This is a genomic window from Microbacterium cucumeris, from assembly GCF_058349845.2.
This window is the reverse complement of record NZ_JBYRIZ020000001.1, coordinates 1,031,428-1,046,983: the sequence shown is the minus strand read 5'-3', so window position 1 is coordinate 1,046,983 and position 15,556 is coordinate 1,031,428. Positions and strand designations below refer to the sequence as shown.

Genomic DNA, 15,556 nt, shown 5'->3' with positions numbered 1-15,556 from the left:
GCATCCATCCGTCCGATCCGGGAGAACTCCGTGGCCCGCTTCACACCTCTGCGCGAGCGACATGAGTCGCTGGGCGCGTCCTTCACCGACTTCGGCGGCTGGCAGATGCCGGTGCGCTACACGTCGGACCTCGCCGAGCATCATGCCGTGCGCCGGGCCGCGGGTCTGTTCGACATCTCGCACATGGCCGAATTCACCGTCGACGGTCCGGATGCCGCGGCCTACCTCGATCACGCGCTGGCCGGTCGGATCTCCGCCGTGGCCGTCGGCCGGGCGAAGTACTCGCTCGTGCTGGCCGAGTCCGGCGGCATCGTCGACGACGTCATCGTCTACCGGCTCGGCAAGGAGAGCTTCCTGATCATCTCCAACGCCGGGAACCGGGATGCCGTGGCGCACGCGCTCCAGGAGCGGACGCGTTTCGACTCGCCTGCGGCTCGCTCAACGAGCGAGGGGGGCGCGGACCGTTCGACGAGCGAAGGGGGTGCGGACCGTTCGACGAGCGAAGGGGGTGCGGACCGTTCGACGAGCGAAGGGGGCGTCACGGTCTTCGACGTCTCCGACGACTACGCGCTGCTGGCCGTGCAGGGCCCGGCCGCCGAGACGATCCTCGCCGAGACGGACGGCATCACGGAGGTCTCGATCCCGTGGGCGGAACAGCGCTACTACGCCTGGGCGTCGGCCCGCTTCCGCGGCGAGCCGCTGCTGATCGCGCGCACCGGGTACACCGGCGAGGACGGCTTCGAGCTGCTCGTGCGCGCCGCCGACGCGACCGCCCTGTGGGATGCGGTGCTCGCGGCGGGGGAGCCGCACGGTCTCGTTCCCGCCGGTCTCGCGGCACGGGACACGCTCCGTCTCGAGGCGGGCATGCCGCTGTACGGCCACGAGCTGACGCTGGACACCAAGCCGGCGCAGGCGGGGCTGGGACGCGTCGTCGCCGCCGACAAGGACGATTTCGTGGGCAGGGACGCGGTGCAGCCGGCATCCGACGCGCGAGTCCTGGTCGGCCTCGCCGCTGAGGGCCGTCGAGCCGGCCGTTCGGGCTACGCCGTCGTGTCGGAGGACGGTTCCGTCGTCGGCGAGATCACCAGCGGTGCGCTCAGCCCGACGCTCGGACACCCGATCGCCATGGCCTACATCGACCCGGCGGCGCGCGAGCAGCCGCTCTTCCTGGACGTGCGGGGGACGAGGATCCCCGCGACCCTGACCGACATGCCTTTCTACCGGAGGACGAGATGACCGACCTGACAACCCTGAAGTACAGCGAAGAGCACGAGTGGGTCGCCGTCGACGGCGACACGGCGACGGTCGGCATCACCGACTTCGCCGCGGACGCCCTCGGCGACATCGTCTTCGTGGAGCTGCCCGCCGTGGGCACCGAGCTCACCCGGGGCGCCGTCTTCGGCGAGGCCGAGTCGACGAAGTCCGTCTCCGAGCTCTATGCACCGGTCGCCGGCACCGTGACCGAGGTCAACCAGGCCGTGGTCGACGACCCGGCCCTGGTGAACTCCTCGCCGTTCGAGGACGCATGGCTGATCAAGGTCGCCGTCGCCGACGGCGCGCTCGACGGCCTGCTGGACCGCGACGCCTACGTCGCCATCACGGAGGGCTGATGGTCTCCTTCGCCGACCGTCACATCGGGACGACCTCCGACGCGCAGCGGCAGATGCTCGACGCCCTCGGGGTCGCGGATGCCGAGGCCCCCGTCGACGAGCTGATGCGCCAGGCCGTCCCTGCATCCATCTTCACCGCCGCAGGGGAGTCCGCCATCCCGACCGCCGCGACCGAGGCCGAGGCGCTCGCGGAACTGCGCGCCCTGGCCGCGCGCAACACGGTCAGCACGCCCATGATCGGCCTGGGGTATTACGGCACGATCACTCCGAGCGTGATCCAGCGCAACGTCCTGGAGAACCCGTCCTGGTATACGGCGTACACGCCCTATCAGCCGGAGATCTCGCAGGGCCGCCTCGAGGCCCTCATCAACTTCCAGACCATGGTGGCCGACCTGACCGGGCTGTCCACCGCGAACGCCTCCATGCTCGACGAGTCGACGGCGGTTGCGGAGGGCATGCTGCTCGCACGCCGCGCGTCCAAGGCCGCCTCGAACGTCTTCGTGGTCGACTCCGGAGCGTTCCCGCAGACCAAGGCCCTGCTGGCGACCAGAGCGGATGCCGTGGGCGTCGAGCTCGTCGAGCGCGACCTCGCGGCCGGCGAGGCGCTGCCCGAGGAGCTGTTCGGCGTCTTCGTGCAGTATCCGGCTGCCTCGGGCCTCGTGTGGGACCCCACGGCGGTCATCGACGCGACGCATGTCGCCGGGGGCCTGGCCGTGGTCGCGGCCGATCTCCTGGCCCTCACGCTGATCGCCTCTCCCGGCTCGCTGGGGGCCGATGTCGCCGTCGGGACGACGCAGCGCTTCGGCGTGCCGATGGGCTTCGGCGGTCCGCACGCCGGCTACATGGCCGTCCGCCAGGGGCTCGAACGTCAGCTTCCCGGCCGGCTCGTCGGCGTCTCGGTGGACGCCGACGGCAAGCCCGCCTACCGGCTGTCGCTGCAGACCCGCGAACAGCACATCCGTCGCGAGAAGGCGACGTCGAACATCTGCACCGCCCAGGTGCTGCTCGCCGTCATGGCGTCCATGTACGCGGTCTATCACGGACCCGACGGGCTGCGCGCGATCGCCTCGGAGACCGCGGCGAAGGCGTCGCTGCTGCGCGACTGGCTCGCCGACGCGGGCGTCGAGGTCCTGAACGACGCGTTCTTCGACACCGTGTCGGTGCGCGTGCCCGGCCGCGCGGCGGAGTACGCCGAGCAGGCACACCACGGCTACGGCATCCTGTTCCATGTGGCGGACGCCGACACCCTCGGCATCTCGGTGGACGAGACGACCACGCTGGGCGAGCTGCACCAGGTGGCCATGGTGTTCGGAGGCAAGCAGGAGCGCGCGCTCGGCTTCCTCGGCACCGGCGCGAAGGACGCGCTGCCGGCGGAGCTGCGGCGCCGGGACGAGTACCTGACGCATCCGGTGTTCCACGTGCACCGCTCCGAGACCGCCATGATGCGGTATCTGAAGAGCCTCGCGGACCGCGACTACGCGCTCGATCGCGGCATGATCCCGTTGGGGTCGTGCACCATGAAGCTGAACGCCGCGACCGAGATGGCGGCCATCACCTGGCCCGAGTTCGCGGGGATCCACCCCTTCGCGCCGGCATCCGACGTCGCCGGGTATCTCGAACTCGTCGACCAGCTCGAGGGCTGGCTCGCCGAGGTCACCGGTTACGACGCGGTCTCCCTGCAGCCGAACGCCGGCTCGCAGGGCGAGCTGGCCGGGCTCCTCGCGATCCGCGGATACCACCGCGCGAACGGAGACGACCAGCGCACAGTGTGCCTGATCCCGTCCTCGGCGCACGGCACGAACGCCGCCTCGGCGGTCCTCGCCGGTATGAGGGTCGTGGTGGTCGCGTGCGACGAGCTCGGCAACGTCGACCTGGACGACCTGCGCGCCAAGATCGCCGTGCACGCCGACGAGCTGTCCGCCCTCATGATCACCTACCCGTCCACGCACGGCGTGTACGAGGAGGCCGTGGTCGAGATCACCTCCGCGGTGCACGAGGCCGGCGGCCAGGTGTACGTCGACGGGGCGAACCTCAACGCCCTGCTCGGTTTTGCGCGCTTCGGCGACCTCGGCGGCGACGTGTCGCATCTCAATCTGCACAAGACGTTCGCGATCCCGCACGGCGGCGGCGGTCCCGGTGTGGGACCGGTCGCGGCCAAGGCGCACCTCGCGCCCTTCCTGCCGTCGCACCCGCTCGAGCAGAAGGCCGCACATGCGGGCGGATTCGAGTTCGGCGGCGGTCCGGTCTCGGCGGCCCCATACGGCTCGGCCGGCATCCTGCCGATCTCGTGGGCGTACGTGCGCATGATGGGATCCGCCGGTCTTCGCGACGCGACCGCCGCGGCCGTGCTGTCGGCGAACTACATCGCCGCGCGTCTGGGCGAGCACTATCCCGTGCTCTACACGGGCGAGAACGGCCGGGTCGCGCACGAGTGCATCCTCGACCTGCGTCCGCTCAAGGAGGCCACCGGGGTCACGGTCGACGACGTCGCCAAGCGCCTGATCGACTACGGCTTCCACGCGCCGACCATGTCGTTCCCGGTGCCGGGCACGCTCATGGTCGAGCCCACCGAGTCCGAGGACCTCGGCGAGATCGAGCGCTTCATCGAGGCCATGATCATGATCCGGTCGGAGGCGGATGCCGTGGCGTCGGGCCGCTGGCCGGCGGACGACAATCCGCTCGTGAACGCGCCGCACACCGCGGTTTCGCTGATTGCGGGGGAGTGGACGCACGCGTACACGCGTGAGGAGGCCGCGTATCCGGTTCCCGCGCTCGTGGCGGGCAAGTACTGGCCCCCGGTGCGGCGCATCGACCAGGCCTACGGCGACCGCAATCTCGTGTGCGCCTGCCCTCCGGTGGAGGCGTTCGCCTGAGCTTCCGCCACCCTCCGAGATCCCGTCGCCGGCCCGTCCGGCGGCGGGATCCGTCTTTTCCGACCGTTCGTTCAGTAACAGTTCATTAACGGCGTCTCCCGGGGATGCACGCGCAGGCGCACGGGGGCTTAACCTCTGAGTATCACGACGCACTCGATGAGGAGTGCGCGCTTGTCGATGTCCATTGGAGGACACAAAGTGAAGCGAAACAGGAGCGCCCTCGCGGGCGCGGCGCTGCTGACCGCAGGCGCCATCGCACTGGCCGGATGCTCGTCCGGTGACGGGGGCGACGGGACCGGAGACGATGAAGGATCCGGCGCCTCGACGGGAATCGTCACGGTTCAGAACAACGAGCCGCAGAATCCGCTGATCCCCGCCGTCACCAACGAGGTCGGCGGTGGCCTGGTGCTGCAGAACATCTTCGCAGGCCTGGTGTACTACGAAGCCGACGGCGCCATGGCCATGGACATCGCCGAGTCCATCGAGTCCGAAGACAACAAGACCTGGACGATCACGATCAAGGAAGACCAGACGTTCAGCGACGGGACGCCCGTGACGTCTTCGTCGTTCGTCGACGCGTGGCAATATGCCGCTTCGGACGCGGAATTCGAGAACCAGTGGTGGTTCGCCAACTTCGCGGGTTACAACCCTGAGGGCGGGGAGGACACTCTCGCGCTCGAAGTCGTCGACGAGACGTCGTTCACGGTCGAACTCGCAGCCGCACAGTCCGACTTCCCCATCTCGTTGGGCTACCAGGTCTTCTCACCGCTGCCCGAATCGTTCTTCGAGGACCCGGAGGCGTTCGGACAGAACCCGATCGGCAACGGCCCGTACAAGCTCGATTCCTGGGAGCACGACCAGGTGATCTCCCTGGTTCCGAACGAGACCTACGACGGCCCGAGGGTGGCCCAGAACGGCGGGGTCGATCTCGTCGTCTACGCGACGCAGGAAGCGGCCTACTCCGACCTGCTCGGCGACAACCTCGACGTCATCAACCCGAACGTGCCTCCGTCGGCGCTCGCCACCTACAAGGATGATCTGGGCGACCGCGCCGTCGACCAGGGCGCCGCGATCTGGGAAGGCCTCACCATCCCCGCTCGACTGGAGCACTTCGGCAACGATGAGGAAGGGCTGCTGCGGCGTCAGGCGATCTCGTACGCGATCGACCGAGAGCAGATCACCGACGTCATCTTCGAAGGCACGAGGACCCCGGCCGTCGACTTCACCTCGCCGGTGATCGAAGGCTGGTCGGATTCGATCCCCGGATCCGAGGTCACGCATGCCGACGCCACCAAGGCGCAGGAACTCTGGGCGCAGGCTGACGCCATCTCGCCGTGGAGCGGGACGTTCACGATCGCTTACAACGCGGACGGCGGCCATCAGCCGTGGGTCGACGCCGTGGCGAACCAGCTGAAGAACACGCTCGGCATCGACGCGATCGGCCAGTCGTTCCCCGACCTCGCCACGCTGCGTGAGGAGATCTCGAATCGCACACTCGACGCGGCGACTCGCTCGGGCTGGCAGTTCGACTATCCGGGCGCTTACAACATCCTGGGTGCCCTCTTCATCACCGGAGCCGGGTCCAACGACGGCGACTACTCCAACGAGGAGTACGACTCGCTCGTGCAGCAGGGCGCGACGGCGCCGTCCGTCGAAGAGGGCAACGCTCTCTTCGCACAGGCGCAGGAGGTGCTGTTCCAAGACCTGCCGGTGCTGCCGCTCTGGTACCGCTCGACGAACGCCGGTTACTCGACGCTGGTCGAGAACGTCGAGTACGGCTGGGACAGCTGGCCGATCATCTACGCCATCACGAAGGAGTGATACTCGGATCCTGCTCGGGTCCGTGGTGCGAGGCGGTTGCGATTCGCCGCCTCGCACCACGGGGCGCGCGTGCCTGACATGACTGCCTACATCATCCGACGCCTCCTGCAGGCGATTCCCGTCTTCCTCGGGGCGACGTTCCTGATCTACTCGATGGTCTTCCTCCTGCCGGGGGACCCGATCCTCGCGTTGTTCGGCGACAAGACGCCGACGCCAGCGCAGTACGAGGCGCTTCAGGAGCGCTTCCACCTGAACGAGCCCTTCCTCCAGCGCTACCTGATCTACCTCGGCGACCTGTTCCAGGGCGACCTCGGCACGACGTTCCGTGGACAGAGCGTCAACGACATCCTTGCGAGGACCTTCCCGGTGACGCTGCGTCTCGCCCTGCTCGCAGTGCTCATCCAACTGGTGTTCGGTGTCGCGATCGGTCTGATCGCGGGGCTGCGCAAGAACGGGATCGTCGACCATGCCTCGATGCTGCTGAGCCTCGTGCTCATCTCCGTCCCCGTGTTCGTGCTGGCGTTCGTCGCGCAGTACTTCCTGGGCATCCAGCTCGGACTCTTCCGGCCGACCGTCGGGCCAGGGGCGCCCTGGAGCGATCTCATACTTCCGGCCATCGTGCTCGCAGCGTTGAACTTCGCCTACGTCATCCGACTGACTCGGGCATCCGTGATCGAGACGCGACAGCAGGACTTCGTTCGGATGGCCTACGGCAAGGGCCTCTCCACCAGCCGCGTCATCCCGGTGCATGTGCTGCGCAACTCGCTCATCCCCGTCACGACCAACCTCGCCGCCGATTTCGGCATCCTGATCGTCGGAGCGACCGTGACAGAAGGCATCTTCAACGTCCCGGGCGTCGGCAACGAGCTGTTCGAGGCGATCAATCGCCACGACGGACCGGAGATCGTCTCGATCGTCACGATCCTCGTGGTGATCTACGTACTCGTCAACCTGCTGATCGACCTGCTCTACGGCGTGCTCGACCCGAGGATCCGCTATGCCAGATAACCTTCGAACCCACCGCATGCCGCATTTCGTGGCCGACATCGATGAAGAGGGCATCGGCGCCGTCGACGCCGTGCGCGTCAGCGCACGCAAGAGCAACCTCTGGCTCGACGCGTGGCGCGATCTCCGCGGGCGCTGGATGTTCTGGGTCGCCGGGTTCGTCGTCGTGGCGCTGACGATCATCGCGATCTTCCCCGGCCTGTTCGTCCAGATCTCGCCGACCGCGTGCAATCTGGACGATTCGAACGATCCCCCGACCGCAGGACACCCGATGGGGTTCGATTTCCAGGGGTGCGACGTGTACTCGCGTGTGATCCATGGCACGACCACCTCCCTCAGCGTCGGGGTCATCGTGACGGTGATCATCGCGGTGCTCGGCATCGTGATCGGCGCCTTCGCCGGCTTCTTCGGCGGATGGGTCGATTCGCTTCTGATGCGCATCAGCGACATGTTCTTCGCGATCCCGTACATTCTCGCTGCGGTCGTGATCATGTCGATGTTCCTGGACAACCGCAACATCCTGGTGATCTCGCTCGCGATCGGATTCTTCGCATGGCCGGCCACCGCACGAATCCTCAGATCCGAGATCCTGCGCGTGCGGTCCAACGACTTCGTGCTGGCGTCCGAAGCGCTCGGAGTGTCCCGCGTGCGCACCATGTTCACGCACGTGCTCCCGAATTCGATCGCCCCGGTGATCGTGGTGAGCACGGTCGGGCTGGCGGCGGCCATCACCGCTGAGGCGACGCTGTCGTTCCTGGGGGTCGGCCTGCCCGGGAACATCGTCTCCTGGGGTACGGACATCTCGAAGGCGCAGATCCGTCTGCGCACCGATCCGCTGCCGCTGATCTATCCGTCCATCGCGCTGTCGCTCACCGTGCTGTCCTTCATCATGCTCGGTGAGACGGTCCGAGACGCGCTCGATCCGAAGGCGAGGGCACTGCGATGAGCCGCAACGAGCTGGAAGGACCGCTGCTGGCGGTCGAGAACCTGGAAGTCGCGTTCAAGACCCAGGACGGCTACGTGCCCGCAGTTCGCGGAGTCAGTTTCGACATCTACCCCGGCGAGACGATGGCGATCGTGGGCGAGTCGGGTTCCGGCAAGTCGACCACGGCGCACGCGCTCATCAATCTGCTTCCCGGCAGCGGGAGAATCACCGGCGGGTCGGTGCAGCTGCAGGGTCAGGAGCTCACGACCTTGGGCCGGTCCGGGATGGAGGATGTCCGCGGCAAACGGATCGGACTCGTGCCACAGGATCCGATGAACAGCCTCAACCCGGTTCACCGGATCGGTTTTCAGGTGCAGGAGACGATCTTCGCGAACGGACTGGCCACGAGCCGTCGAGCTGCGCGCAAGAAGGCGATCTCCGTGTTGAACGAAGCCGGTCTCGCCGATGCCGAGCGTCGGCTTCGGCAGTTCCCACATGAATTCTCCGGCGGCATGCGCCAGCGCGTGCTCATCGGAATCGGCCTGTCATCCGATCCCGAGCTCCTCATCGCGGACGAACCGACGAGCGCGCTCGACGTCACGGTGCAGAAACGAATCCTCGATCACCTCGCCATGCTCACCGCTGAGCGAAACACTGCGGTGCTGTTCATCACCCATGATCTCGGGCTCGCGGCTGAGCGGGCCGAGAACCTCCTCGTGATGCACCGCGGGCGCATCGTGGAGTCCGGGCCGGCGCTGGAGATCCTGCAGAATCCGCAGCATCCATACACGCAGCGTCTCGTGGCCGCGGCTCCGAGCCTGGCGTCCAAGCGGATCCAGACAGGGGTCGAGCCCGCGACCGCCGCGTTGCCCGCAGATCTGGATCTCGCCGCTCTGGCTCCGGCAACGGGACAGCAGGTCGATGTTTCGACGGCGATCGAGTTCGTCGACGTGACCAAGGTCTACCGGATCCGGGGGACCGGCTTCCGATCCCAGCCGTTCACAGCGGTCGACGGGATCTCCCTCAGCGTGCCCAAAGGCTCCACTATGGCCATCGTCGGAGAATCCGGCTCGGGGAAGTCGACCGCGGCGAAGCTGTTGCTGCGGCTCGAGCCGAAGACGTCCGGGACGATTCGCGTCAATGGTCGCGACATCGACGCTCTCGGCCGAGCCGAGCTGCAGGCGTTGCGGCGCCAGATGCAGCCGGTGTTCCAGGACCCGTACGGGTCGCTCGATCCGTTGCACAACATCGGCAACACGGTTGCCGAGCCCTTGCGCGTGCACGGCGTCGGGGATTCGACATCGCGGCGCGCACGCGTACTCGAAGTGCTCGATCAGGTCGCGCTTCCAGCCAGCATCGTCGACCGCTACCCGAACGAGCTATCCGGAGGACAACGTCAACGCGTCGCGATCGCGCGGGCACTGGCGCTCAAGCCGGAGATCGTCGTGCTCGATGAGGCAGTCTCCGCGCTCGACGTCCTGGTGCAGGCGCAGGTGCTCGAGCTGCTCGCCCAGCTGCAGGCGGATCTCGACCTCACCTACCTGTTCATCACGCACGATCTCGCCGTCGTGCGTGTGATCGCCGACCGTGTCTGCGTGATGGAGCAGGGGCGGATCGTCGAACACGGCTCGGTGGACGAGATCTTCGCGAATCCTCGTCAGGAATACACGCAGCGGCTGCTCGACGCCATTCCGGGTGCGGCGATCACGCTGGGACAGGGGGCCGGCTGATCAGCCCGGCAGGCCGAACACCGCCGGCCACGTCGCCGCCGCCCAGGGGTAGCCGACGAAGACCGCCGCATCGATGAGGAAGTGCGCGACGAGGAACGGCAGCAGCCGGCCCGAGCGAGTGAACAGCCAGCCGAACAGCAGGCCCATGGCCAGGTTGCCGAGGAAGGCGCCCGGCCCCTGATAGAGGTGATAGGTCGCACGCAGGAGGCTCGTCGCGATGATGATCGGCCACGGACCCCAGCCCAGCTGCTTCAGCCGCGCGAACAGGTATCCGAGGACGACGAATTCCTCCTGGATCGACGCCCGCGCGGCCGAGAGCAGCAGGATCGGCACGGTCCACCAGTGCGCGTCCAGCCCGGCCGGGTCCACGGCCACGAACATCCCCAGCATCCGTCCGGTGGCGTAGAGGGCGAGACCCGGGATGCCGATCGCCAGCACGAGCAGGATGCCGCGCCCCACGTCGCCCCGGATGCGACGACCGTCCAGGCCGAGCCTCGCCAGGTGGGGACGCGAGCTCTGCCAGAGCAGGAAGCACACCAGCAGCACCGGAACCAGCGAGAACGCGATCGAGAGCACCTGGTAGACGAAGTCGAAGATCTCGCGGTCGCTGCGGGAGGGGTTCAGCGTCGCGGTCTGGTCGGCCAGGGGGACGGAATCGGTCAGGCGGTACGCCAGTTGTACGATCGCGTACACGGCCGACTGCCCGAGCCCCAGCGCCAGCACGATCGCGATCTCCCACCGCAGTCGCGCACGGGATGCCGGGGGAGTCGTCACCCGTCGATCGTATGCCGCTCAGTGAGGCCTCAGCGAGCGTGCGATATCCTGAGGAGTCGGCATCCCGGCGCATCCCACATCTTCTGAGGACTCCTTCATGGCGCACGCCCTCCGCTCCGACCTCCGCAACGTCGCCATCGTGGCGCACGTCGACCACGGCAAGACCACCCTCGTCGACGCCATGCTCCGTCAGACCGGCTCCTTCGGCGAGCACGCCCACGTCGACGAGCGCGCGATGGACTCGAACGATCTCGAGCGCGAGAAGGGCATCACGATCCTCGCGAAGAACACCGCGATCACGTACAACGGCGCCCACACCGACGTCCCGGTCACGATCAACGTGATCGACACCCCCGGCCACGCCGACTTCGGCGGCGAGGTCGAGCGCGGCCTGTCGATGGTGGACGGCGTCGTCCTGCTCGTGGACGCGTCCGAGGGCCCGCTGCCCCAGACGCGGTTCGTACTGCGCAAGGCACTCGAGGCCAAGCTCCCGGTCATTCTGCTCGTCAACAAGACCGACCGCCCCGATGCCCGCATCGCCGAGGTCGAGGAGGAGGCGCACGACCTGCTGCTCGGGCTCGCCTCCGACCTGTCCGACGACGTCCCCGACCTCGATGTCGACGCTCTGCTCGACGTCCCGGTGGTGTACGCCTCCGGCCGTGCCGGCGCGGCGTCCCGTACGCGCCCGGCCAACGGCGAACTGCCGGACAACGACGACCTCGAGCCCCTGTTCGAGGCGATCCTCGAGCACATCCCCGCACCGTCGTACGATGACGAGGCGCCGCTGCAGGCGTGGGTCACCAACCTCGACTCCAGCCCGTTCCTCGGCCGCCTCGCGCTGCTGCGCGTGTTCAACGGCACGCTCAAGAAGGGGCAGACCGTCGCCTGGGTGCGTCACGACGGATCGCATTCGAACGTCCGCATCACCGAGCTGCTGAAGACCCGCGCTCTCGAGCGCTTCCCCGCCGAATCCGCCGCCCCCGGCGACATCGTCGCGATCGCCGGCATCGAGGACATCACGATCGGCGAGACCATCGCCGATCCGGACGACATCCGGCCGCTTCCGGCGATCACCGTCGACGACCCCGCCATCTCGATGACCATCGGCACGAACACCTCGCCCCTGGTCGGCAAGGTGAAGGGCCACAAGCTCACCGCCCGCATGGTAAAGGACCGCCTCGACCGCGAGCTCATCGGAAACGTGTCCCTCAAGGTCGTCGACATCGGCCGGCCGGACGCCTGGGAGGTGCAGGGCCGCGGCGAGCTCGCGCTCGCGATCCTCGTGGAGAACATGCGCCGTGAGGGCTTCGAGCTCACCGTCGGCAAGCCGCAGGTGGTCACGAAGAAGGTCGACGGCAAGGTCCAGGAGCCCTTCGAGCACCTCACGATCGACGCTCCGGAGGAGTACCTCGGCGCGATCACGCAGCTGCTCGCGGCGCGCAAGGGGCGCATGGAGGGCATGACGAACCACGGCACCGGCTGGGTGCGCATGGAGTTCGTCGTGCCGTCGCGGGGCCTGATCGGCTTCCGCACCGAGTTCATGTCCGTCACGCGCGGCACCGGCATCGCCAACGCGATCTCGCACGGCTACGACGACTGGGCGGGCCAGATCGTGGCACGTGCGTCCGGCTCGATCGTCGCCGACCGCGCCGGCGTCGCCACCCCGTTCGCCATGATGGCGCTGCAGGAGCGCATGAGCTTCTTCGTGCAGCCCACCGAAGAGGTCTACGAGGGCATGGTCGTCGGTGAGAACACGCGCGCCGACGACATGGACGTCAACATCACCAAGGAGAAGAAGCTCACCAACATGCGCTCCTCCACGGCGGATGAACTGGAGCGCCTGACCCCGCCCCGGCAGCTCTCGCTGGAGGAGAGCCTCGAGTTCGCCCGCGACGACGAATGCGTCGAGGTCACCCCCGAGAAGGTGCGCATCCGCAAGGTGATCCTCGACCAGACGATCCGCGCCCGCGAGGCCTCGCGCCTGAAGCGCCAGGACGCCAACGCCTGACATTCCGGCTCGACGCTCGGACGCCGCCGCCCCCAACCGCTATGGTGTGACCTAGCCGCTGGGGGCGGCGCTGTGCGAGGAGGATGCCTGTGGACCCGACCCGGTTCCAGAACGTGCCGCAGGAGGTCTCCACAGGAAGGCTCCCGGGGTGGCATCGCGTCGAGGAGCTGGTGCGCCAGGCGCACGAGCGCTACGCGGAGGAGTCCTCCGGGGCCGTCGCGGACTACATCCCGATCCTCGCCCAGGCGGACCCCGAGCTGTTCGGGATCGCCGTGATCGAGGTCGCCGGCGGCGTCCACGATGCCGGCGACGCGCTGCACCCCTTCTCGATCCAGTCGATCTCGAAGATGTTCGTCTACGCGCTCGCGATCGCCGAGCACGGGCACGCGCACGTGCGGGACATCGTCGGCGTCAACAACACCGGCCTGGCCTTCAACTCGCTCATGGCGCTCGAGCTCAACGCCGGGCACCCCATGAACCCGATGGTCAACGCCGGAGCCATCGCCACGACCGCTCTGGTCCCCGGGGCCACCCCCGCCGAGAAATGGGAGACCATCCGGCAGGGTCTGTCCGCGTTCGCGGGGCGTCAGCTGAGCATGGACGGCGAGGTGTACCGCTCCGAGGCCGAGACCAACGACCGCAACCGCGCCATCGGGCGCCTGCTCGTCGGCTACGGGCGGCTGGAGGGCGACCCGGACGAGATCGTCGACGTCTACACGCGCCAGTGCGCGCTGAGCGTGACCACCCACGATCTCGCCGTCATGGGGGCGACGCTCGCCGACGGCGGCGTGAATCCCGTGACGGGGGAACGGGTCGTCTCGGCGGACGTCTGCCGCGACACGCTCGCCGTGCTCGCGTCGACCGGCCTGTACGAGCGGTCCGGGGAATGGCTCTTCGAGATCGGGCTCCCCGCGAAGTCCGGCGTCGCCGGCGGCATCGTCGCGGTCTCCCCTGGGAAGGGGGCGGCCGCCGCCTTCTCGCCGCGCCTCGACAGCGCGGGCAACTCGGTGCGGGCGCAGCTCGCCATCGGACACCTCTCCCGCGCCCTCGGACTCAACCTGTTCGCCTCCGCCCCTCACGTCCAGGAGCTCTCATGACCGCGTCCGCCACTCCCGCCGTCGAGCAGCGCAGCAGCTGGCTGCCAATGGTGAGCCTGTTCCTCGCGCAGGTCCTGATGTCGTTCAACGTCGCGGCGCTGCCCATCTCGCTGGGAGGCATGGTCGACGACTTCGGCGTCCCGCCCACGGTCGCGAGCTCCACGATCGTGGTGTACGGACTCGCCGTCGCCGCCCTCGTCATGACCGGCGCGAAGCTCGGCCAGCGGGTCGGCTGGGTGCTGATGTTCCGCGTCGTCGTCGCGCTCTTCGCGGCATCGTCGGTGCTCATGATCGTGTCGCAGAGCGTCGCGTGGGCGATCGCGGGTCAGGCGCTCGCCGGGGCCTCGGCGGCCATCATCGTGCCCGCCCTCGTCGCCCTGATCGCAGAGAACTACCGCGGAGCGCAGCAGGCCACCGCGATCGGGGGCCTGGGATCGGCCAGGGCGATCTCCGGCGTGACGGCCTTCCTCATCGGGGGCACGCTCGGGACGCTGGTGGGCTGGCGCCCCGTCTTCATGATCGTGCTCGCGATCGCCGTCGTCGTCTTCGCGTTCAGCTTCACGCTGCGCGGTGACCGCGGCGACGCCACGATCCGCATCGACCTGGTGGCGTCCGCGCTCATCGGTGCCGCGATCGTGCTGCTGACTCTCGGCTTCAACAATCTGAACGCCTGGGGCGCGGTGCAGGCGACCGACGCCGCGCCGTTCGACGTCCTCGGCCTGTCTCCAGCGCCGGTGCTCATCGTGCTGGGTGTCATCCTGGGACAGGCGTTCTTCCTGTGGACGCGCCGGCGCATGCGCGAGGGCAAGGTGCCGCTCATCGATCTGAGCATCCTGAAGTCCTCGCGCGAGCGGGCGGCGGTGTACGCGATGTTCATCGTCGTCGCGCTCGAGGCATGCGTGAACTTCTCGATCCCGCTCTACATCCAGATCGTGCAGGGGCGGACGCCCTTCGACACATCCCTGGCGATGATGCCGTTCAACCTCACGGTGTTCATCACGGCGACCCTCGTGGTGCGCTTCTACCGGCGATACCCGCCGCGCACCATCGGTGTGTTCGGGTTCATCCTCACCACAGCGGCACTGGTCTGGCTGTCCTTCGTCGTCACGAACAACTGGGAGACGCTGCCCACGATCCTGGGGCTCATCGTCTTCGGCATCGGCCAGGGGGCGCTCGTGACCCTGGTGTTCAACGTGCTCGTCACCTCGGCGCCCTCCGAGCTCGCCGGTGACGTCGGTTCGCTGCGCGGCACGACGCAGAACCTCGCATCCGCCGTCGGCACGGCGGTGGCCGGCGCGCTGCTCGTCTCCCTGCTGGGGCTCAGTGTCGGCCGGGCCGTCGTCGAGCACCCGGAGATCCCTCCGGCGCTCGTCGAGCAGGTCAACATGGACGAGCTGAACTTCATCAGCAACGACGACCTGCGCGAGGCGCTGGCCGAGACCGACGCGACGCCGGCACAGGTGGATGCCGCGGTAGAGGTCAACGAGCAGACACGACTGGACGCGCTGCGGCTGGGACTGCTGGTTCTCGCCGGCGTCAGCGCCCTGGCGATCCTTCCGGCCTCCCGCCTGCCACGGTACAAGCCCGAGGAGATCCCGGATCCCTCGCCGGCGGACGAGTGAAGATAACGAACTCATAACATACTTTCCCGGGAACGAGAGGCGTCCATTCCCGGGAAAAAACCACGGGACGTCCAGGCGGGCGAATGGTTTC

General features: G+C 68.1%; 11 protein-coding genes. 10 read left to right on the top strand and 1 reads right to left on the bottom strand.

The features are described from left to right. Positions 1-30: 30 nt before the first annotated feature. The 7 genes from AC3RXZ_RS05135 (at position 31) to AC3RXZ_RS05105 (ending at position 9,964) form a co-directional block, all read left to right on the top strand. Entirely contained in the window at positions 31-1,236 is a 1,206-nt protein-coding gene (locus tag AC3RXZ_RS05135) for a glycine cleavage system aminomethyltransferase GcvT (protein ID WP_491493331.1), read from the top strand. Further along, positions 1,233-1,610 carry a glycine cleavage system protein GcvH gene (gene gcvH, locus AC3RXZ_RS05130; RefSeq protein ID WP_243224765.1) on the top strand — a complete coding sequence of 126 codons (378 nt, stop codon included), beginning with the start codon at positions 1,233-1,235 and terminating at the stop codon, positions 1,608-1,610. The genes AC3RXZ_RS05135 and gcvH overlap by 4 nt, the downstream gene beginning before the upstream one ends. Then, positions 1,610-4,483, top strand: a complete 2,874-nt coding sequence (gene gcvP, locus AC3RXZ_RS05125; protein WP_491493330.1) for an aminomethyl-transferring glycine dehydrogenase — start codon at positions 1,610-1,612, stop codon at positions 4,481-4,483. The genes gcvH and gcvP overlap by 1 nt, the downstream gene beginning before the upstream one ends. Positions 4,484-4,681: 198 nt before the next feature. Next, complete coding sequence (locus tag AC3RXZ_RS05120) at positions 4,682-6,304, top strand: peptide ABC transporter substrate-binding protein (protein ID WP_491493329.1); 1,623 nt, start codon at positions 4,682-4,684, stop codon at positions 6,302-6,304. A 78-nt stretch (positions 6,305-6,382) separates the two neighbouring features. Beyond that, complete coding sequence (locus tag AC3RXZ_RS05115; RefSeq protein ID WP_243226152.1) at positions 6,383-7,312, top strand: ABC transporter permease; 930 nt, start codon at positions 6,383-6,385, stop codon at positions 7,310-7,312. After that, complete coding sequence (locus AC3RXZ_RS05110; protein ID WP_243224768.1) at positions 7,302-8,255, top strand: ABC transporter permease; 954 nt, start codon at positions 7,302-7,304, stop codon at positions 8,253-8,255. Before AC3RXZ_RS05115 ends, AC3RXZ_RS05110 begins: the two co-directional genes overlap by 11 nt. Beyond that, positions 8,252-9,964, top strand: a complete 1,713-nt coding sequence (locus AC3RXZ_RS05105) for a dipeptide ABC transporter ATP-binding protein (RefSeq protein ID WP_243224769.1) — start codon at positions 8,252-8,254, stop codon at positions 9,962-9,964. The genes AC3RXZ_RS05110 and AC3RXZ_RS05105 overlap by 4 nt, the downstream gene beginning before the upstream one ends. On the opposite strand, the gene AC3RXZ_RS05100 is transcribed toward AC3RXZ_RS05105, so the two are convergent. After that, the gene (locus AC3RXZ_RS05100) at positions 9,965-10,738 is read right to left on the bottom strand and encodes a CPBP family intramembrane glutamic endopeptidase (protein ID WP_491493328.1); all 774 of its coding nucleotides are present in this window, start codon (positions 10,736-10,738) and stop codon (positions 9,965-9,967) included. A 97-nt stretch (positions 10,739-10,835) separates the two neighbouring features. Here AC3RXZ_RS05100 and typA point away from each other — a divergent pair, with 97 nt between their 5' ends. The 3 genes from typA (at position 10,836) to AC3RXZ_RS05085 (ending at position 15,465) form a co-directional block, all read left to right on the top strand. Further along, positions 10,836-12,746 carry a translational GTPase TypA gene (typA, locus tag AC3RXZ_RS05095; RefSeq protein WP_243224771.1) on the top strand — a complete coding sequence of 637 codons (1,911 nt, stop codon included), beginning with the start codon at positions 10,836-10,838 and terminating at the stop codon, positions 12,744-12,746. An 89-nt stretch (positions 12,747-12,835) separates the two neighbouring features. After that, positions 12,836-13,843, top strand: coding sequence for a glutaminase A (gene glsA / locus AC3RXZ_RS05090; protein WP_243224772.1), 1,008 nt, complete (start codon positions 12,836-12,838; stop codon positions 13,841-13,843). Further along, complete coding sequence (locus tag AC3RXZ_RS05085; RefSeq protein WP_243224773.1) at positions 13,840-15,465, top strand: MFS transporter; 1,626 nt, start codon at positions 13,840-13,842, stop codon at positions 15,463-15,465. Before glsA ends, AC3RXZ_RS05085 begins: the two co-directional genes overlap by 4 nt. The last annotated feature ends 91 nt before the right edge of the window (positions 15,466-15,556 follow it).

Bases quoted from the DNA above. Each gene is read 5' to 3' on its own strand.
- gcvH (WP_243224765.1), top strand. From the start codon at position 1,233: ATGACCGACCTGACAACCCTGAAGTACAGCGAAGAGCACGAGTGGGTC.
- gcvP (WP_491493330.1), top strand. From the start codon at position 1,610: ATGGTCTCCTTCGCCGACCGTCACATCGGGACGACCTCCGACGCGCAG.
- AC3RXZ_RS05115 (WP_243226152.1), top strand. From the start codon at position 6,383: ATGACTGCCTACATCATCCGACGCCTCCTGCAGGCGATTCCCGTCTTC.
- AC3RXZ_RS05110 (WP_243224768.1), top strand. From the start codon at position 7,302: ATGCCAGATAACCTTCGAACCCACCGCATGCCGCATTTCGTGGCCGAC.
- AC3RXZ_RS05105 (WP_243224769.1), top strand. From the start codon at position 8,252: ATGAGCCGCAACGAGCTGGAAGGACCGCTGCTGGCGGTCGAGAACCTG.
- typA (WP_243224771.1), top strand. From the start codon at position 10,836: ATGGCGCACGCCCTCCGCTCCGACCTCCGCAACGTCGCCATCGTGGCG.
- AC3RXZ_RS05085 (WP_243224773.1), top strand. From the start codon at position 13,840: ATGACCGCGTCCGCCACTCCCGCCGTCGAGCAGCGCAGCAGCTGGCTG.